At 37.2% G+C, this 18,252-nt stretch carries 20 protein-coding genes and 2 riboswitches; of the genes, 14 read left to right on the forward strand and 6 right to left on the reverse strand.

Features of this window, described 5'->3' with window-relative positions; genetic code table 11:
• The first annotated feature begins 5 nt into the window (after positions 1-5).
• From D8M06_RS19720 to D8M06_RS12255, 5 genes are all read left to right on the forward strand, one after another.
• Positions 6-296, forward strand: a complete 291-nt coding sequence (locus tag D8M06_RS19720) for a hypothetical protein (RefSeq protein ID WP_147404973.1) — start codon at positions 6-8, stop codon at positions 294-296.
• A gap of 83 nt (positions 297-379) precedes the next feature.
• Positions 380-1,366, forward strand: coding sequence for a thiamine pyrophosphate-dependent dehydrogenase E1 component subunit alpha (locus D8M06_RS12240; protein ID WP_121204689.1), 987 nt, complete (start codon positions 380-382; stop codon positions 1,364-1,366).
• A gap of 30 nt (positions 1,367-1,396) precedes the next feature.
• Positions 1,397-2,416 (forward strand): alpha-ketoacid dehydrogenase subunit beta, encoded by a 1,020-nt coding sequence (locus D8M06_RS12245; protein WP_121204690.1) that lies wholly within the window; start codon positions 1,397-1,399, stop codon positions 2,414-2,416.
• A 24-nt stretch (positions 2,417-2,440) separates the two neighbouring features.
• A complete protein-coding gene (locus D8M06_RS12250; protein WP_121204691.1) occupies positions 2,441-3,835 on the forward strand; it encodes a dihydrolipoamide acetyltransferase family protein in 1,395 nt (464 codons plus the stop codon).
• Positions 3,836-4,005: 170 nt separating this feature from the next.
• Positions 4,006-4,506 (forward strand): PH domain-containing protein, encoded by a 501-nt coding sequence (locus tag D8M06_RS12255; protein ID WP_121204692.1) that lies wholly within the window; start codon positions 4,006-4,008, stop codon positions 4,504-4,506.
• Positions 4,507-4,637: 131 nt separating this feature from the next.
• Here the strand turns inward: D8M06_RS12255 and D8M06_RS12260 are convergent, their stop codons facing one another.
• Positions 4,638-5,894, reverse strand: coding sequence for an endo-1,4-beta-xylanase (locus D8M06_RS12260; RefSeq protein WP_121204693.1), 1,257 nt, complete (start codon positions 5,892-5,894; stop codon positions 4,638-4,640).
• 340 nt (positions 5,895-6,234) lie between these two features.
• Here D8M06_RS12260 and ltaS point away from each other — a divergent pair, with 340 nt between their 5' ends.
• Both ltaS and D8M06_RS12270 read left to right on the forward strand, forming a co-directional pair.
• A complete protein-coding gene (ltaS, locus tag D8M06_RS12265; RefSeq protein ID WP_121204694.1) occupies positions 6,235-8,217 on the forward strand; it encodes a lipoteichoic acid synthase in 1,983 nt (660 codons plus the stop codon).
• Between the two features lie 232 nt (positions 8,218-8,449).
• Positions 8,450-8,809 (forward strand): response regulator, encoded by a 360-nt coding sequence (locus D8M06_RS12270; RefSeq protein WP_121204695.1) that lies wholly within the window; start codon positions 8,450-8,452, stop codon positions 8,807-8,809.
• 152 nt (positions 8,810-8,961) lie between these two features.
• Here the strand turns inward: D8M06_RS12270 and D8M06_RS12275 are convergent, their stop codons facing one another.
• Complete coding sequence (locus tag D8M06_RS12275; protein ID WP_121204696.1) at positions 8,962-9,399, reverse strand: S1 domain-containing RNA-binding protein; 438 nt, start codon at positions 9,397-9,399, stop codon at positions 8,962-8,964.
• 223 nt (positions 9,400-9,622) lie between these two features.
• Between D8M06_RS12275 and D8M06_RS12280 the strand changes: the two genes are divergently transcribed.
• The 4 genes from D8M06_RS12280 to D8M06_RS12295 all read left to right on the forward strand — a co-directional run bounded on the left by D8M06_RS12280 (position 9,623) and on the right by D8M06_RS12295 (position 11,963).
• Positions 9,623-10,420, forward strand: coding sequence for a Cof-type HAD-IIB family hydrolase (locus tag D8M06_RS12280; RefSeq protein ID WP_421904398.1), 798 nt, complete (start codon positions 9,623-9,625; stop codon positions 10,418-10,420).
• A 151-nt stretch (positions 10,421-10,571) separates the two neighbouring features.
• Positions 10,572-10,853, forward strand: a complete 282-nt coding sequence (locus tag D8M06_RS12285; RefSeq protein WP_121204697.1) for a stage V sporulation protein S — start codon at positions 10,572-10,574, stop codon at positions 10,851-10,853.
• 229 nt (positions 10,854-11,082) lie between these two features.
• Positions 11,083-11,661 carry a DNA-3-methyladenine glycosylase I gene (locus D8M06_RS12290; protein WP_121204698.1) on the forward strand — a complete coding sequence of 193 codons (579 nt, stop codon included), beginning with the start codon at positions 11,083-11,085 and terminating at the stop codon, positions 11,659-11,661.
• Entirely contained in the window at positions 11,658-11,963 is a 306-nt protein-coding gene (locus tag D8M06_RS12295) for an MGMT family protein (protein WP_121204699.1), read from the forward strand. The genes D8M06_RS12290 and D8M06_RS12295 overlap by 4 nt, the downstream gene beginning before the upstream one ends.
• A gap of 95 nt (positions 11,964-12,058) precedes the next feature.
• Here D8M06_RS12295 and D8M06_RS12300 read toward each other — a convergent pair whose 3' ends face one another.
• On the reverse strand, positions 12,059-12,670 hold the full coding sequence (locus tag D8M06_RS12300; protein WP_121204700.1) for a trimeric intracellular cation channel family protein: 612 nt from the start codon (positions 12,668-12,670) through the stop codon (positions 12,059-12,061).
• Positions 12,671-12,721: 51 nt separating this feature from the next.
• Positions 12,722-12,802: riboswitch (glycine riboswitch) on the reverse strand.
• A gap of 1 nt (position 12,803) precedes the next feature.
• Positions 12,804-12,900: riboswitch (glycine riboswitch) on the reverse strand.
• A 266-nt stretch (positions 12,901-13,166) separates the two neighbouring features.
• On the opposite strand from D8M06_RS12300, the gene D8M06_RS12305 reads away from it, so the two are divergent.
• Both D8M06_RS12305 and D8M06_RS20290 read left to right on the forward strand, forming a co-directional pair.
• Positions 13,167-13,526: a hypothetical protein gene (locus tag D8M06_RS12305; RefSeq protein ID WP_147404974.1), complete on the forward strand. Its 360-nt coding sequence runs from the start codon at positions 13,167-13,169 to the stop codon at positions 13,524-13,526.
• 215 nt (positions 13,527-13,741) lie between these two features.
• Positions 13,742-13,876, forward strand: a complete 135-nt coding sequence (locus D8M06_RS20290; protein WP_277749482.1) for a hypothetical protein — start codon at positions 13,742-13,744, stop codon at positions 13,874-13,876.
• A 99-nt stretch (positions 13,877-13,975) separates the two neighbouring features.
• On the opposite strand, the gene D8M06_RS12310 is transcribed toward D8M06_RS20290, so the two are convergent.
• The 3 genes from D8M06_RS12310 to D8M06_RS12320 are packed head-to-tail and all read right to left on the reverse strand — an operon-like array spanning position 13,976 to position 17,085.
• A complete protein-coding gene (locus D8M06_RS12310) occupies positions 13,976-14,992 on the reverse strand; it encodes an NAD(P)/FAD-dependent oxidoreductase (RefSeq protein WP_121204702.1) in 1,017 nt (338 codons plus the stop codon).
• Positions 14,993-15,010: 18 nt separating this feature from the next.
• Complete coding sequence (locus tag D8M06_RS12315; RefSeq protein ID WP_121204703.1) at positions 15,011-16,033, reverse strand: FecCD family ABC transporter permease; 1,023 nt, start codon at positions 16,031-16,033, stop codon at positions 15,011-15,013.
• On the reverse strand, positions 16,030-17,085 hold the full coding sequence (locus D8M06_RS12320) for a FecCD family ABC transporter permease (protein WP_421904406.1): 1,056 nt from the start codon (positions 17,083-17,085) through the stop codon (positions 16,030-16,032). The genes D8M06_RS12315 and D8M06_RS12320 overlap by 4 nt, the downstream gene beginning before the upstream one ends.
• A 67-nt stretch (positions 17,086-17,152) precedes the next feature.
• On the opposite strand from D8M06_RS12320, the gene D8M06_RS12325 reads away from it, so the two are divergent.
• Positions 17,153-18,121, forward strand: a complete 969-nt coding sequence (locus D8M06_RS12325) for an iron-hydroxamate ABC transporter substrate-binding protein (RefSeq protein WP_121204705.1) — start codon at positions 17,153-17,155, stop codon at positions 18,119-18,121.
• Positions 18,122-18,252 lie beyond the last annotated feature (131 nt).

Genomic DNA, 18,252 nt, shown 5'->3' on the forward strand with positions numbered 1-18,252 from the left:
GACAGATGATTAATCGTTTTGGTAGAAAGAGTAACCGTCATTTTCCGTGGACGATGGAAGAGTATGGTTGCTTTTTTATATGTTTGTTTGCTGAGAGATTTATTCTTTCTGTTATTTCATTGATATTTACGTTAAGTTCGTCGATATCTTTCCCAGTTGTAATTACTACGTTTTGTGCTGATGTTCACACAGCTGAATCGCATCTTCCACTGCAGGAAATACAACAAATCACACTCATTCGTTCCATTATATGTCACACTTCTGTTGAAAACACAAAAATGTCACTTTTTAAATAGACTTAAAAGTTGCACAGCGAAATGTGAGAGTGATAACATATAAATGTAAGCGCTTTAACTATGATTAAAAGGAGGATTTAAGAATGACGATTTCCAATGAAGAACTTAATTGGATGTACGAAACGATGTACAAGATTCGCTATTATGAGGACAAAATGGTAGAGGCCTATGCAGAAGGGAAAAACCCAGTATTTAACATAGGTGCGGGTACCGTTCCGGGGGAAATGCATTTAGCAACTGGACAAGAACCCGCAGCAGCTGGGATCAGCATACATCTGAAAAAAGACGATATCGTATCTTCTCCTCACCGTCCACACCATCATGCGATAGCTAAAGGGGTTAATTTGAATAAAATGACTGCTGAAATCTTTGGCAAAGAAACTGGCTTAGGAAAAGGTAAAGGCGGTCATATGCATTTATTTGATCCGGAAGTTCATTTTTCATGTGGTGGCATTGTAGGTGCAGGTATTCCACATGCAGTTGGTGCTGCACTTGCTGCGAAGAAAAAGAATAAAGATTCCGTTGCTGTGGCATTTATTGGAGAAGGCGCTGCAAACCAAGGTGCTTTTCATGAATCTCTTAATCTAGCAGCATTATGGAATTTACCGTTTATTATTGTAGTAGAAAATAACAAGTACGGAATTTCTGTTCCAAAATCGCATTCAACGTCCATACCATCGAATGATCTTAGAGCAAGCGCATATGGTGTCAAGGGATATTACGTGAAGGATAATGACCCGATTGCAATGTACGAGGTTTCCGGAGAAGCAGTAGAACGTGCTAGAAACGGGGAAGGACCTTCCATCATCGAAATCGAAACATACCGTTATCTTGGACATTTCCAAGGGGATGCCGAAGTGTACCGTGATGAAAATGAAGTTACCGAGCTAAGAGAAAAAGATCCAATAAAATTATTACGTGAAAAATTAATTAGTGACTATAACATAGAAGAAAGTGAAATTACGGCAATGGAAAGTCGAGCTATAAAAGATGTGGATCATGCTTATGCATTCGCAAGAGAGAGTGACTATCCGAAACCGGAAGCAGCGTTAGAAGATTTGTTTGATTAAATTTATTTTACGAAAGGAGCGAAAGGTAAAATGGAAAAAACAAAGCAACGTTTATTGACTGGTAATAAAGCGCTTTCAGAGGCGATTCGATTAGAAATGGAAAAAGATGAAAATGTTTTTGTATTAGGTGAAGATGTTGGAGAATATGGTGGCATATTTGGTTCAACAGAAGGACTACTTAAACAATTTGGACCAGAACGTATAATGGACACGCCAATTTCTGAAACAGCATTTATCGGTGCTGCTGTTGGTGCGGCTTCTGAAGGGATGCGGCCAATCGTTGAGTTAATGTTTGTTGATTTCTTTGGTGTAACAATGGACCAAATCTATAATCATATGGCAAAAATCCCGTACATGTCTGGTGGGAACGTGAAGTTGCCGATGGTATTAATGACGGCTGTTGGTGGCGGTTATAATGACGCTGCACAGCATTCACAAACATTATATTCTACATTTGGCCATTTACCTGGCATGAAAGTAGTAGCACCAACTACACCTTATGACTTAAAAGGGATGATGACATCTGCTATCCGCGATGATAATCCTGTTGTGTTCATGTTCCATAAAACCTTGCAAGGCCTAGGATGGATGGATCAATTGGATACTTCTATTGGACATGTGCCAGAAGAAGCATATACTGTTCCACTTGGCAAGGCAAAAGTAGTTAAAGAAGGTACAGATGTTACGATTGTTGGCTTACAAATGACGACACATTTTGGTATGGAAGCGGTGAAAAAATTAGAAGAGCAAGGTATTAATGCGGAATTGATTGACTTACGTTCCATCGTGCCATTAGATCGTGAAACCATCTTACAATCGATTAAAAAGACGCATCGTTTGCTTGTTGTTGATGAAGATTATAAATCATTCGGTGTTACGGCAGAAATTGCTGCACTAGCAGCCGAAGAAGGTTTATATGATTTAGAAGCACCGGTAAAAAGACTAGCCATACCGGATGTTCCAATTCCATATAGCCGTCCAATGGAACAATTTGTCTTACCGAACGCAGAAAAAATTGTAGAAGAAGCAATCAAACTAGTTAATGAGTAAATATTTCATAAGAGGTGAGCAGTAATGGTTTTAGAAGTAACATTACCTCGTCAATCGGATAAAAATGATGAAAGTCTCATCACCTTCTGGCATGTGTCAGAAGGTGATGCGGTTGAACAAGGGGATCCACTTGTTGAAGTTCAAACAGAAAAAGCAATTTCCGAAATAGAAGCACCACAATCTGGTGTGGTAAAGGAAATTAAGAAAAAAAGAGCAGATACCGTTGCAGTAGGGGAAATTCTAGCGATAATGGAGACAGAAGTTATGGAGGAAGAGCAGGTGTTGGTTGATGATCTTGTTCTGGAGAGAGCTGCTACGGTTCAGCCAGCTGTTACTGAGGGAGTAGAGAAGAAGGCATCGCCTCGAGTGAAAAAACTCGCTAAGGAGCTAGGGGTGGACTGGCAACTTGTGACGCCTAGCGGTACAAATGGGAAAGTCACAGAAGACGATGTTCGTACATTTGCTGAATATAGCAGAAAAGAGGAAACTACTCCAAGTAAAGGAGAAGAAACTCACCCGAAACGAAGCATCATTGCTACCCCATCTGTTCGCAAGTTTGCCAGAGAGAATAATGTGAACTTAGAAGATGTGTTGCCATCCAATTCGAATGGCAAAGTTTCTAAAAATGATATAGAAGCATTCCTGGCAGAACGTGATGCAGCTTCTACTCAATTGACGTTAGAGCCTGAAGCAGAGAAGAAGGAAGCAAAAGTTAAAGATGGGCAAAAACGAGTTCCACTTACTGGCATGCGTAAAGCTATTGCCAGGGGAATGGTACATTCGAAATCTACTATTCCGCATGTTACGCATTTTGATGAAGCAAATGTGGCGAATCTAGTGGATCAGCGAGAAAGGGTTAAAGGATATTTTGAAGAAGACGGGGTAAAACTCACATATCTAGCTTATGTGGTAAAAGCCTTAACTGTAGTCCTTCAAAAGTTCCCATTCCTAAATGCTTCGTTTGACGAGGAACAGGAGGAAATCGTTGTAAAAGAAAACTATAACATAGGCTTCGCAGCAGATACTGAAGAAGGCTTGCTGGTTCCAGTCATCAAACAAGCGGATAAAAAATCCTTATTCCAAATCGCCAAGGAAATTCAGGAACTTGCTGTTAAAGCAAGGGATAGAACAATTTCAGTGGATGAAATGTCAGATGCTACTTGTACGATTTCAAATGTCGGGTCAGCAAATGGCTCATATTTCACACCAATCATCAACGCACCACAATCTTGCATACTGGGAATAGGAAGAATTGAGAAAAAAGCAATTGTTGTGAATGAGACCATTGAAATCCAGCCAATGATGGCTCTATCATTAAGCTATGATCATCGATTGATTGATGGAGTATTGGCACAAGAAGCGGTAAATGAGCTGAAGAAATACTTGAGTGAGCCAGGATTGATGTTGGCGAAAGTTTAGTATAGTGTAGGAAAAAACGGCTCTCTATTATTATAGAAGAGCTGTTTTTGTTGTTTTTGGTTATCTAATAATTAGGTACGTTTTATTCTGAGTGAATATGCCAGTAAACGATTAGAAAAAAAGCGGTTTGTATATAATATAACTCACAAACGCTTTAAGGAGAGATTAGGATGGCAAAAAAACCAAAAAAACTTTTAAAATTAATGGAGCAAGCAAAAGAACACTTAGATAGTGACGAGGAAATACTATACAGCGTACTGGGTGCCTATGAAACTGAAATTTTAGGAAGTGACTCTGTAAGAAATGGGACTTTTTTAGCTACAGACAAACGTCTTTTCTTTTATGCTAAAAAATTAGGTGGTTATGATTCCGAATCATTCCCATACAGCAATATAAGCAGTTTTGAAGCTAGTAAAGGATTAATGGGTCATAAGATTAGCTTTTATGCTAGCGGAAATAAAGTAAGTATGAAATGGATTAATGATGGAGATGTCGATGAATTTATTACTCATTTAAGAAGTGCTTCCGGCAAGAAAGAAACAAATAACATTGCTCCGACAGAAATCAAAAGTACAGTAACAGAACTCAAGGAATTAGCTGAATTAAAAGAGCAAGGAATCTTAACGGATGAAGAATTTAAAAAGGAAAAAGAAAAGATTTTGAATCGTTAATTAAAGTGTAATTATATAGAAACTTGGAGTTGGCTCCAAGTTTTTTGTTTATAAAGAAGAACGGACTAGGAAAGAAATCTATTTAGCGGAGTCATGGTAGGGCGGGACGAGGAACCTGTCCCTCTGTCCCATCATTGGATTATTATTCGTTCTGTTTCTGCATTTTTATCTAGTTTAAAGGTTATTTTCTTATCTTCGTAGATAAGTTCATAATCACCAAGGAATCCTTCAAATAAAACCATTCCGTTGTCATCTGTCTTACGTGTCACGTTTGTATACCAATCGCCTTTTATTAGTTTCTTTAATACTTCATAAGATGGTTTTGGACTATTATCTTTTCGGATAAATCCAGATGGTGCATTAATCCAAGCCCCATCATCACTAAATTCCCAAGAGGATATGGCTTCTACTAAAGGATGTTTAAATAGTATGGTGTACATTTCTTCTACTTCTCTTGCCTGGCGTTCTTCCAATTCAGGTGTTGATGGCCAATCTGTTACTTTATAGTCATTAAGATCGACAATTTCAGGTGGCATCAGATGTCCAGATAACAATGTGTTTTCAGTAAAATGAATAGGTATACCAAAGTGGGAGAATCGATCTAATACTTCTTCCAATTTTTCGCGTCCCCAATAACCTTGGTGCTGATGAGACTGGATTCCAATCGCATCAATCTGTATACCTGCATTTAGACATCCGTCAATTAAAATCTCGTAGTTAATTGACGTATTGAAGTCATTTAGTAAGAGAGTGGCACCAGGATTTGCCTCTCGTGTTTTTGCAAACATTTCTTTAATAATCCCAAGCCGTCCCAAATCTTTTGCAATTCTGGTTATCCCATTATCATATTTATCATAAATAGGCATAATAACTACTTCATTAATAACATCCCACATATCGATTAATCCATTGAAATCGGATACTTCGCGTTCAATTCTAGCAAATTGTGCTTTTAGGATTTCTTCATTGGTCATATTGAGAAGCCATGGAGCAGTTGCTGTATGCCAGACAAGGGGATGTCCTTTCAATGTAATGTTTCTATTTTTTAACCATTGTGCAGCTGCTTTTAATTCTTTTGTCCGTGGTTGTCCTTTTTTAGGTTCAAATCCTTCCCAATAACCTGGAAACTCTCCCCAATAAAAAGGCAGTGTGGCAAAGTTAAAAACATCTAGGAATAAATCTAATTTTGTTTCCAAAAAAGCAAGTCTATCTGCTGCTACACTTTTGTTAGCCACTTCAATTGCATTAAATAGACCGCTACCAAACAAGAACTTGTGATTTGTTTGTTTAAATGTTACTTCTTTCCCGGCAATAGGATTACCTGATGCATCTACTAGATTGATTGTCTTGGTCGCCATACGATGTGCTAATTGATTAGTTTGTCCCATTCAATTTTCCTCCATTTTTATAATCGTACATACAATTACTGTTGGAAAACGCTTCCACCATTAAATCATATCAAACTTTCTCCATCAATTGAACTAACTTTATTACAAATATAGGAACTCTCAGTACAGCTTTATCATTTATGTTAGAGTTTGTTTGAGCTGATTCAGTTTGTTAAGAAAAAAATGAGACTGGGACTAATGAACGTTTCTATGATCCAGATCCGATGGGAATAGGAGCATGTCCTTTTTTCGCAGATACAGTTGACAATTGTCCATTATCGGTTTAAAATTTGTCTTTATGAATCTATTAATTTAATTTTACAGTATGAGGTGTGAATAAATGAAGAAGATATTGTCAACAAAGATGGGTTTCTTCTCAATCACTGTATTTCTCTTTTGGATAAAAACGTATTTAATATATAAAACAGAATTTGATCTTGGCGTTAGTGGATCGATGCAGGAGTTTCTTTTATTTTTTAATCCACTTAGTTCAGGGTTAATCTTTATTGGATTCGCATTATTTGCTGCAGGTAAAAAAGTTGGGCGACGTATCATCATTATTGATGCTATATTAAGCTTTATTTTATATGCTAATGTTGTTTTTTATCGATTCAATAGTGACTTTATTACCATCGCAACATTAATGCAAACTGATAATTTTGGGAGTCTGGGTGGCAGTATTCTTAACCTAATGGCACCTCATGATGTTCTTTATGCACTGGATATTATCTTTTTGATTTTCTTCTATAACAAAGTGAAATCAACTTGGTCTAATGAACGCATGAAGATACGCAAACCACTAGCGGTTTTAGTAACAGGTGTCATCGTATTCGGAGTTAACCTAGGTTTAGCAGAAGCTGATCGTCCTCAGTTATTGGAACGTACTTTTGACCGTAATTATTTGGTGAAATACTTGGGTGCTTATAATTTTATCATTTATGATGCTGTACAAAATTTCCAAAATTCGTCTCAACGCGTTTTAGCTGACAGCGATGATATTACTGAAGTACAGAACTATACGAAAACAAAATATGCCGAACCAAATGAGGAGCTTTTTGGTGCAGGTGAAGGGAAAAATATTATCAAAATTCACTTAGAATCCTTTCAATCATTTCTTATTGACTATGAATTGCATGGCGAAGAAGTTACGCCATTCTTGAACTCATTGGTACACGATGAAGATAGGGACTTTACGTATTTTGATAATTTCTTCCATCAAACCGGTCAGGGTAAAACTGCTGATGCAGAACTAACAACTGATACATCCTTATATGGTTTGTCTCAAGGGTCGGCCTTTTCAACAAAGGCAAATAACACCTATCAAGCATTACCAGCAATATTAGAACAACAGCAGGGGTACACGAGTGCAGTATTCCATGGTGATGGTAAATCATTCTGGAATCGAGATAAGGTGTATAAAAGCTTAGGTGTAAATGAATTTTACTATGACAGTTATTATGATATGAGTGAAGAGAATGTCATTAATTATGGTTTGAAAGATAAGCCATTCTTCGATGAATCAATTCCATATTTAGAAGAAATGGATCAGCCATTTTATGCGCATATGATGACATTGACACACCATCACCCGTATTTAATTGATGAAGAGGACGCCACTATAGCTCCAGCTGAAACGGGAGATCCATCTGTTGATCGCTATTTCCAGACAGCGCGTTATTTAGATGAGGCGTTAGAACAATTCTTTAAGGACTTAAAAGAAGCAGGCTTATATGAAGATTCAATTATTATGATTTATGGTGACCATTACGGAATCTCCGAGAACCATAATCGTGCAATGAAAGAAATTACGGGAGAGGAAATTACTCCACTAAAAAATTCAGAATTGCAGCGTGTTCCATTTATTATTCGAGTTCCTGGACTAGATGGGCAAGGAATCAATCATGAATTCTCATCGCTTATAGATGTCATGCCGACACTGTTACATCTTGTTGGCATTGATGCACAGGATTATATTCTATTTGGAACTGACATGTTCTCTGAAAATCATAAAGGGTATGTGCCATTTAGAAATGGTGACTTTGTAACGGAAGAATATAGCTATATAAACGGTATTTACTATGACAATCAATCAAAAGAAGAGATTACAGAACCAACAGAAGAAATGTCGCATATGAAAGAAACGGTACACCATGAATTAGAACTTTCAGATAGGGTTCTAAATGGGGATCTACTTCGTTTCTATACACCAAATGAAGAGTGGGAACCTGTTAACAGAGACGATTATTCCTATCCTGAAAAAAAGGTTATGAATGATGATGAAACAGAGCAAGAAGTAATCGATGAAGATACAGTTGAAGAATAATTATTTAGTGAAACGATCCAAGTTTTATGTTTGGGTCGTTTTTCTAATTTATGGTTTTAGGTAAAATAGTACTGCCTTCCTATATCAAAGTGTAATAAATAAGAAGACATGGTGATACCTTTTATTCTCTGTATAAGAGAAAATAGAATATACCATAGTTATAACGTAATGTGAATGTTAATTATGAAAGAATGTGGAATCTATATTATTTACTATTAAAGAGGTTTTTATAATGACAAAAATATTAATAACTGAAGACTCATTATTCATGAGAAATTGGCTAAAAGGAATTCTTCAACAGTTTGGCTATACGGATTTTATTGAAGCTGTAAACGGTGAGGAAGCTATCGAGAAATATAAAAATAACAATCCAGATATCGTTTTACTCGATTTAACGTTACCTGTAATGGATGGATTAACAGCACTTAATAAGATGATGGAGTATGACTCAAATGCAAAAATAGTTATGTGCTCCGCATTAGGTACTGAGTATAATGTTAGAAAAGCTTTAAAATATGGGGCAACAAGTTTTGTGGTAAAGCCTTACTTTCAAAATCTAGAAAACGTAATAGATAGAGCTTTAACAAATTAAGATGAAGTGCTTGTTATATAAGCTTTGTGCTCTGTATCTGCTAATGACTTGTATTGGGACGAGGAACCTGTCCCTCTGTCCCACCTCTGTCCCACAAGTAAAAAGGCAAACCTGGTTGGCAGGTTTGCCTTTATCTATTGTGATTGGATTAATTATCCACGTCTTCCGCCTCTACCGCCGCGTTTTGATTCGGTACTGCGCTTGAGGGTAGATAGATTTTCCTCACTATTTTTTAGGAAGTTAGCAAGTTTATCTTCAAAACTTTCCTTTGGTTTGAAATTTCCTTTGGAACGAAAGTCTTTGGATTTTCGATTATCTCTACCTTGGCGTTGAGGACGTCCAGAATATCCTTCTGGTTTGTCTATAGCCTTTTTAATTGATAATGCAATTTTGCCATCCTTTTCACTAATTACTTTGACTTCGATTTCGTCGCCTACTGTAAGGTGATCATTTACATCTTTTACATAGCTATCAGCAACCTCGCTGATATGGACCAAGCCAGTCTTGCCATCAGACAATTCTACAAATGCTCCAAAATTAGTGATTCCTGTTACTTTACCTTTTACTTTGCTACCAATTTCAATTGACAAAAAAAAGTTCCCCCTCAAAATTTATAAATGCACCTTATTTTAACAGGTTTTGCGAAAAAATTCAATTCGAGGTAACTAACAAATAATGTCATAGCATAGTTGCTATGAGATAATATAAACATTTCTTTGTCTTTTTTCTTACGTTGTTATCTAAAGCTGTATAGAGTTAATGTTAAATTTGACATGTAAAGCCTTTCATCATATACAATAGAATTAAATTCTTATGGAAAGTTGGATTAACTTGGCTGAAAAAAGTATTGTTTTTTTTGATATAGATGGCACCTTGCTAACAGAAGAAAAAAAGTTACCTGCATCAACAAGGGAGGCTATATTCACTTTAAAGGAGCAGGGACATGAAGTTGCAATTGCAACAGGACGTGCACCTTTTATGTTTGAAGATATTAGAAATGAATTAGAAATTAATACGTTCGTTAGCTACAATGGCCAATTTGTGGTACTTAATGGGGAAGTAATATATACAAACCCACTAAATATTTCTTCTCTTGAAAAATTAACAGAGGAAGCTCTTCAAAAGAAACACCCTATTGTATTTATGGACCACGAAGATATGAAAGCGAATGTACCGGAACATAGTTATATTAGGGAGAGTATTGATACGTTAAAAATTGAGCAATTTCCAACCCATGATCCGGATTATTACAAAGACCGTGATTTGTATCAAACCCTTCTGTTTTGCCCTGAAGGAGAAGAAAGATATTATGAAAGCAAGTATCAGGATTTTGATTTTATAAGATGGCATCCTGTATCAGTTGATTTACTGCCAAAGGGTGGTTCGAAGGCCAAAGGTATTGAAAAAATAGTAGAGAAACTAGGGATACCTAAAGAGAAGCAATATGCATTTGGAGACGGGTTAAATGATATAGAAATGTTAAGAAGTATTAGTAATAGCGTAGCAATGGGAAATGGAAAAGAAGAAGTAAAAGTAGCGGCAAAATATGTTACCAAATCAGTAGAAGATGATGGGATTTTGCATGGACTTCGTATGCTTGAGCTCTTATAAGTAGGATGTTTTTCCCTCTTCTGTATTTTGAATGTACGTGTTTGTTTACCATTTAATTATAATTCGTTCTGTTTATTTAGATGTAAGAATAAGATAAAAGATACGTACATTCTTTAATCTAAGCATTATTAAAACAGGGGGAAAACTACTAATGGAAAATGTACTAAAGGTATCATCAAAATCAAGCCCCAATTCTGTAGCAGGAGCTATCGCGGGAGTTATAAGAGAAAAGGGAAATGTAGAGATACAAGCAATAGGCGCAGGAGCTATCAATCAAGCAATTAAAGCCATTGCCATTGCAAGAGGATTTGTTTCCCCAAGTGGTATCGATTTAGTTTTTGTTCCAGCATTTACAGATATTTTCATCAATGATGAACAGCGAACAGCGATTAAACTAATTATTGGACCGAGAAAAAATAGGAATAGAAACTAATACTTCGATTGTAATCTTTATTAACATCACGGCTATTTAATATAGTTGTGATGTTATTTTTGTATGATCGTTTTCTAGAAGATTGTTGCATTTTAATCGAATGTAGTGTCATATATCGACTTTAAAAAATAATCAATTTACATAAGGATTCTGTATGGAGGAGATATGAAATGTTATCATTAATTAAACCAAAAGAAAAAAGATAATTAGTAAAAGGATGGGTTTATAAATGGTTCAGCGTTGTGAATGGGCTGCGGGGAAAGATCCCTTATATATAGATTACCATGATAATGAATGGGGAGTCCCAGTCTATGATGATAAGTTATTATTTGAATTGCTGTGCTTAGAAGGAGCGCAAGCAGGGCTTAGTTGGTGGACAATACTACAAAAAAGAGAAAACTACCAAAATGCATTTGATGGTTTTGATGCAGAAAAAATCATTCACTTTTCAGAAGAAAAAATTCAATCATTACTGGAATATAAAGGAATTGTACGAAATAAGTTAAAGATTCAAAGTGTAATAACAAATGCAAAGGCATTCTTACAAATACAACAAAGGTATGGGACATTTTCAAGCTATATTTGGGCATTTGTTGATGGAAAACACATCATCAACGAGTGGCATACAAGTAAAGAAGTTCCGGTTACAACAAAAATCAGCGATGCAATGAGCAAACAGCTAAAGAAGGACGGATTTAAATTTGTTGGGAGCACAATCTGTTATGCATATATGGAAGCAGTTGGAATGGTAAATGACCATACAATAGATTGTTTTTGTCATCCTTCGCATACGGGTGGAGGGAAATGAATTCTTTTACAGAAAAAGTGATTGATATAATACAAGACATTCCTAAAGGAAAAGTAATGACGTATGGACAGATTGCTCAATTAGCTGGAAACAAACGAGCGGCACGTCAAGTTGCCCGTATATTGCACTCCATGAGCAAAAAACATCATTTGCCTTGGCATCGGGTCATTAATGCAAAAGGACAGATTGCAATCCAAGACGAGGCCATATATCACGAACAAATCTTGAATTTGAGGATGGAAGGTATCGAAGTGAGTAAGAATGGTATGGTTGCTTTGGATAAATATCAAGTGAAGGTATAAGTAATCTAAAGGACAGTTCCGTTGTTTCTCTAGAAGTTGAAACTGTCCCTTTACTTTCGGGAAAGACAGAAGAAAACAGAAAAGTCCTCTTTTGATTAGTTTCCTTGCAATCTACTCATAGATTTAGCAGGTAAGCGCCAACCGAATCGGTATGAGATGATACGTAATGTCAAGATAACGCAAAATAGGGTATATAGTTGGTAGGGTTTAACAGTCCAGTCCATCCCAATAACAAATCCCGCAATCATTGCCCATAATACATATACTTCTTTTTGGAAAACAAGGGGTTTCTGCTGAGCTAATACATCTCGCACAATACCACCACCAGCACCGGTTATGGCTGCAGAAAACATGATAGCTAGTAATGGTAGGTCAATAGAGTGTGCATGCATCGCACCTTGAACGGCAAATGCAGAGAGACCAATAGCATCAAAGACCGTCCATTTTGTTAACTGGTAAACTGTTTTATTTGGTAATAGAAATACAATAGTGATAGTTATAAAGGCAATGATGAAAAGTGTGGTTTGCTGCCACAATTCGATGATGGGAATACCGGTAAAGAGGTTTCTAATGGCCCCGCCACCAAAAGCAGTAATCATTCCCAAAAAGTAAGTCCCGATAATATCATATTTTACTTCCATTGCAACGATGGCTCCACTGATCGCAAACGCAATAGTCCCAATCACATTTAATACATCCCAAACCATAAGAATCCCCCTAATCATTAAGTAAAAAAACAGAGAAACTACCAAACTCCATTCTCTGTCCTTTTAACCTGAGAGTTTTACCTAATGATAGAAGGTCTACTCCTTGGGTGGCATATAGCGCTCTCCAGAGAAGCGTCCTACAGTGGTCTTTTTACCTGAGAGATTCACCTTTTTCCAAAGATTTGCCCCTTCGGTGACGCTTCTTGAGCGTGCTCTCCCACTGCAGTCTTTCGCAAATATGTATTTTTATATCTATACAGTAGAGGATGATTGCTTGTCTTGTCAAGGAGAAATTTAAAGATGATTATTGCGCCCCTATATTTTTGCTTAAATGAGTGAATGGGAACCTTCTAGTTGTTTTTAGGTGGCGTATTCCAAATAAACTGTATAGAACGGAAATCCATTGTACCTTTGTAAATCGCTCTAAAGACTATTAACCAGAAATACGGCAATACTAGGGGACTTTTCACCATAAAGAGTAATGAAGGGTTCGCCATTGATAGAGAGAGAGGGTCGGTTGATAGAGAGAGAGGGTCGGTTGATAGAGAGAGAGGGTCGGTTGATAGAGAGAGAGGGTCGGTTGATAGAGAGAGAGAGTCGGTTGATAGAGAGAGTGAGTCGGTTGATAGGGAGAGTGAGTCGGTTGATAGGGAGAGTGAGTCGGTTGATAGAGAGAGAGGGACGGTTGATAGAGAGAGAGGGTCGGTTGATAGAGAGAGGGTCGGTTGATAGAGAGAGAGGGTCGGTTGATAGGGAGAGAGAGTCGGTTGATAGAGAGAGAGGGTCGGTTGATAGAGAGCTCGAGTCGGCTGATAGGGAGAGCAAAAACCCGGATTTACATGAATTAGTACCATGAGTGAGAAGCAGCTTAAACATGAGAATATATCCCAAAGCCACCGATAAACTCCTATTGAACCTATTAGCTCCTTTTGCCTTAAAAATTCCTTTTATAAGTTTAAAATTATTTACCAAAAGGCCCTTTTCTCAAAAAATGGAAAATACGTTGCACATTTTAGAAATTCCATCATATATTAGTTTCTGTGAGTAATTTGAAAGGAAGGAAGAAGAACTATGAGCAATTACGAAAAGATTCTTAGTCACAGTGAAGTCAAAGACGGAGGGAATGGATTTAAAGTCATTGAGGTTAATATGTCTGACACAGCGGATAGTTTATATGCCGTTTGTACCCCAGTTAAATTACAATAAGAGGGAATATCTCTTTTAGAAAAACCATCTCTTTGTACGTTACATACATGAGATGGTTTTCTAATATTGAATTATTTGGTCCTGAATGAACCTCTAGTTTCATTTATCATTTCTTATAAGTGGCTCATAATTTGTTGAGTATATATGTCCCAAATGTTCCTTTGGTGATATGTATTGTTTGGCTTGATTCACTGCAATAGGACCTTCATTGAATCCGCCGGCGATTAAGCCTAGTTTGTTTGGGTAGTTGGAGATGTCACCAATTGCAAAAATTCCAGGAATGGAAGTAGACATCGATTCATCCACTTTAATGGTACCATCCTTCATAATCATTCCCCAGTTTGTTATAGGACCTAAATCGATATGGAAGCCATGATTAACAATGATATTATCTATTTTAATTTCTTGAAACGCTTGAGTATTTACATGTTTAATAACGGCACTGGAGAGTTTCCCATTCTCTTCTTTTAGTTCAGTAAGTTCATAAGGATTAAGAACTTGTACTGTTGAATTCATCATTTTAGTTACATTACTTTCAATTCCAGTAAACTGAGGTTTACGGTAAATCAAAGTTACTTTTTCAGCAATTGGTTCCAGTTCATTTGCCCAATCAATGGCACTGTTTCCACCACCAGATATCAGGACATGCTTCCCTTTATAATCGGAAAGTTTTTTGATGGTATAATGAAGACTTTTTTCTTCAAATTTTCCGGAGTTAGGCAGTTCTAACTTAACGGATTTTAATGTTCCAAATCCTGTTGCCAAGATAATGCTCTTCGTGTGATGTTTATTGCCATTACTGCTGGTCAGCATAAAAGTACCATCAGCTAATTTCTCTACATATAAGACTTGTTCCTTTAAGACGATGGTTGGATCAAATGTCATTGCTTGTTCGATTAAATTATCCGTTAAATCTCTCCCTGATATTTTCGTAAGTCCACCAATATCGCGGATTATTTTTTCAGGATAAAAATAGGAAACTTTTCCACCGAGGAATGGTAAGTACTCAATTATTTTCGTTTTCATCTCTCGCATTCCACTATAAAAAGCCGTAAATAATCCAACTGGGCCGCCACCAATGATTGTGACATCAAAAAGTTCTGTGTGATTTGACATGAAAATCCTCCTAGGTTACTACTTTGCTTTCATCAATAGATAAACAAAATATGGCGCACTTAATATCGAGACAATGATTCCAACAGGGATTTCAGTAGGTGATAATAAATTCTTACCAATCGTATCAGCAGCCAATAAGAGCAAGGCACCAATTAACGTCGATATTGGGATGATATATTGGTGCAGTGGTCCGATTATTTTTCTAGCAATATGTGGAACTACTAAACCAAGAAAAGCGATTGCTCCACCTGCAGCTACTGCCACTCCTGCTAGTGCGACAGCAAGAAGCAGTAAGGTACGCCTGTCTTTTTCTACACTTGCCCCTAGACCTGAAGCTAAGTCATCCCCCAATGTCAATACATTTAAGGTATCAGCTTTATGTAAGGCAAGTGGAACAAGCAAGATAATCCATGGTAATAATGCGAACACGGCATTCCAATTCGCATTCCAAATATCACCAGACAGCCAAATGGTAGCTTGCCGGTAATCTTGAGGGTCCATTTTTAATTGAAAGATGGTAATAAATGCACTGAATCCGGCATTAATACCAATACCCACCAATACAAGTCTAATAGGGCTAACCCCTTTTTTCCATGCTAATGTATAGATAAGAACAGCTGCTAGTAAGGCACCAGTAAATGCAGCAAAAGGCATGATAAATGCAGAAAGTGTATTGGTTGCAGGTAAACTGTCTTGGAAAAAGAATATAAATAGGACTACAGCGAGTCCCGCCCCCGTATTGATCCCCATGATTCCAGGGTCAGCGAGCTCATTTTGGGTAATTCCCTGCAGGATAACACCAGATATGGCAAGAGCTGCCCCAATTAAAATAGCCAGAAGAATCCCTGGAAGTCGAAATTCAAATAGGACAAGATTTTGCTGATCTGTTCCATTCCATAAGAGTGTATCCAGAACTTCTTTTGGTGAAATTGGAATAACACCCATACTTAAACTAATAAAAAACATAATAATGATAAGAGCAGTTAAAAGTATGCTAATCCAAAAGAATTTTTTATGTTTGATTCCAGTTGAACGATTCATTTATTCCCACCTCCACTGGTGCGTGCTAGGTAAAGGAAAAACGGGACTCCAATGATCGAAGTGATAGCACCAACTGGTGTCTCAAATGGTGCATTAATTAATCTGGAAACAACATCAGATAGTACGAGTAATAGTGCACCAAATAGGGCCGATGATGGAATAATCCACTTGTAGTCTGTCCCCATAATAAATCGAGTAATATGGGGAACGATAAGTCCGACAAAACCAATTGCACCAGCAACGGAGACAGCTCCACCAGTTAGAACCAAAATAGAAATGATACCTAGAACTTTTATTAGTAAATTGTTTTGCCCTAAGTTGGTAGCCATATCTTCACCTAAACTTAGAACAGTTATTGATTTAGCAAGAAATAGGGCAATCGTAAGTCCAATGATACCTGAAATCAATAGAATCTGAACAGACTTCCAGTTTGTACCCGATAGTCCACCAGCAAGCCAAAATCCCATCTCTTTTTCCAATTGAAAGTGCAAGGAAAAGATAGAAGATATGGAGCGCAGCATAGTAGCAATTGCTACCCCCGCTAATGCAAGTTTAATAGGGGTAAGGCCCCCAGCAGAGAACGAACCAATAGTAAAGATGAGTGCTACGGCCAAACCAGCGCCAATAAAGGAGGCAATCGTTAATCCAAAGTTAGACACAGTTGGAAAAAAAGCAAGCATGATGACTAAAGCAAAAGCTGCACCATCTGTTACCCCCATGATAGAAGGTGATGCAAGGGGATTTCGGGTCATTCCTTGCATAAGTGCTCCAGATACTGAAAGAAACGCCCCAATTAAAGCTGCTGAGACGGCCCGGGGCAAGCGTAATTGTTGGACGACTTGATGGGAAGTTACTTCCGCATCATAAGAAAAAATAGCCTGCCATACTGTCTTGACAGGAATATCTGTTGTTCCAAAAGAAATAGACACAGAAATGGCAACAATAAGTGTAAGTAATGTTCCAATATTGATGACTGTTTTTAGTAAATTTGAATGTTTAATGATGGATAGCATTATTTTTCCCCTATTTGTTTCTTTAAATGATGTATGTATTTTAGATTGACTTTATAAATGAAAATGATTATCATTATCGTAAATTGTACCATAAAGGAGATATAATATGAATCGAAATTACATCATTCGACAAGTTTTTCTCATGCTAGTTATTAGTTTACTTTTTGTTCTTGCCGCTTGTGGAAATCAGGATAATAATGAGTCCTCCTCTGAAACAGAAACAGAAGATACTGCAGAATCTTCCGAAGTTGTGCTTGATTCAGCGATGGGGGAGGTTACAATCCCAACTGGTGCTGAAAAAGTTCTTGCTTCTTTTCATGAAGATGCCCTGCTTTCATTAGGTGTCACACCGGTTGCAAAATGGGCTATAGGTGAAACGGTTCAATACCACTTAGAGTCAGAGTTACAGGATGTCCCATCTATTGAATGGAATCTTCCTTTAGAGCAGGTTCTTAGCTATGCCCCCGATCTTATTATTCTAGAAAGCAGTATGGACAGCTATGAAGGTACATATGAAGATTATAGCAAAATTGCCCCTACCTATGTAATGACAGAAGAAACTACTGCTGATTGGCGTAAGCAAATAGAAGTATTTGGTAAACTACTTGGCAAAGAAGAAGAGGCCGAGCAAGCATTAAGTGATTATGAAGAAAAAATCACGAATGCTAGGGAGCAATTGGAAGAAGCGATAGGGGACGAAACTATAGCAGCTATATGGGCAGTGGGCAATGAATTCTTTTTATTTGAGAAAAATCGCCACAGTGCAGAAATGCTGTATTCTGAGTTAGGATTAAACTACCCATCGCTTGTTGAGGAATTAGGAGAATCTGTAGCACAATGGAATCCCATTTCGATTGAGAAACTTTCCGAATTAGATGCAGACCATGTGTTTTTACTCGCAGAAGAAGGGGAACAAGGATTGGAAACATTAGAAAATAGTACGGTATGGCAAGGCATCCCTGCAGCTGAAAATGGAAACGTATATATCCTTCATAGTCCAAGTCATTGGACAAATAAAGGACTTATTGCTTCCGAACAAACGATTGAAGATGTTTTGAGTACACTTGTTAAATAAAAAGAATTGTTGTTTTTTACAGGATAATAGTAAGTCGGAACTTGTATAGACTACTGATAAATTTAATTAAATATACTGCTTTATCACCGCTACGGAAAGCGTAGTGTATTTCCGTAGCGGATATAAAGCAC

Origin of the sequence: Oceanobacillus halophilus (assembly GCF_003628505.1) — a bacterium.
Lineage (GTDB): Bacteria > Bacillota > Bacilli > Bacillales > Amphibacillaceae > Oceanobacillus > Oceanobacillus halophilus.

Excerpts from the sequence above, each read along its gene's own strand:
- D8M06_RS19720 (WP_147404973.1), top strand. The coding sequence starts at position 6 with ATGATTAATCGTTTTGGTAGAAAGAGTAACCGTCATTTTCCGTGGACG.
- D8M06_RS12240 (WP_121204689.1), top strand. The coding sequence starts at position 380 with ATGACGATTTCCAATGAAGAACTTAATTGGATGTACGAAACGATGTAC.
- D8M06_RS12245 (WP_121204690.1), top strand. The coding sequence starts at position 1,397 with ATGGAAAAAACAAAGCAACGTTTATTGACTGGTAATAAAGCGCTTTCA.
- D8M06_RS12250 (WP_121204691.1), top strand. The coding sequence starts at position 2,441 with ATGGTTTTAGAAGTAACATTACCTCGTCAATCGGATAAAAATGATGAA.
- D8M06_RS12255 (WP_121204692.1), top strand. The coding sequence starts at position 4,006 with ATGGCAAAAAAACCAAAAAAACTTTTAAAATTAATGGAGCAAGCAAAA.
- D8M06_RS12260 (WP_121204693.1), bottom strand. The coding sequence starts at position 5,894 with ATGGGACAAACTAATCAATTAGCACATCGTATGGCGACCAAGACAATC.
- ltaS (WP_121204694.1), top strand. The coding sequence starts at position 6,235 with ATGAAGAAGATATTGTCAACAAAGATGGGTTTCTTCTCAATCACTGTA.
- D8M06_RS12270 (WP_121204695.1), top strand. The coding sequence starts at position 8,450 with ATGACAAAAATATTAATAACTGAAGACTCATTATTCATGAGAAATTGG.
- D8M06_RS12280 (WP_421904398.1), top strand. The coding sequence starts at position 9,623 with ATGGAAAGTTGGATTAACTTGGCTGAAAAAAGTATTGTTTTTTTTGAT.
- D8M06_RS12285 (WP_121204697.1), top strand. The coding sequence starts at position 10,572 with ATGGAAAATGTACTAAAGGTATCATCAAAATCAAGCCCCAATTCTGTA.
- D8M06_RS12290 (WP_121204698.1), top strand. The coding sequence starts at position 11,083 with ATGGTTCAGCGTTGTGAATGGGCTGCGGGGAAAGATCCCTTATATATA.
- D8M06_RS12295 (WP_121204699.1), top strand. The coding sequence starts at position 11,658 with ATGAATTCTTTTACAGAAAAAGTGATTGATATAATACAAGACATTCCT.
- D8M06_RS12300 (WP_121204700.1), bottom strand. The coding sequence starts at position 12,670 with ATGGTTTGGGATGTATTAAATGTGATTGGGACTATTGCGTTTGCGATC.
- D8M06_RS20290 (WP_277749482.1), top strand. The coding sequence starts at position 13,742 with ATGAGCAATTACGAAAAGATTCTTAGTCACAGTGAAGTCAAAGACGGA.
- D8M06_RS12310 (WP_121204702.1), bottom strand. The coding sequence starts at position 14,992 with ATGTCAAATCACACAGAACTTTTTGATGTCACAATCATTGGTGGCGGC.
- D8M06_RS12315 (WP_121204703.1), bottom strand. The coding sequence starts at position 16,033 with ATGAATCGTTCAACTGGAATCAAACATAAAAAATTCTTTTGGATTAGC.
- D8M06_RS12325 (WP_121204705.1), top strand. The coding sequence starts at position 17,153 with ATGAATCGAAATTACATCATTCGACAAGTTTTTCTCATGCTAGTTATT.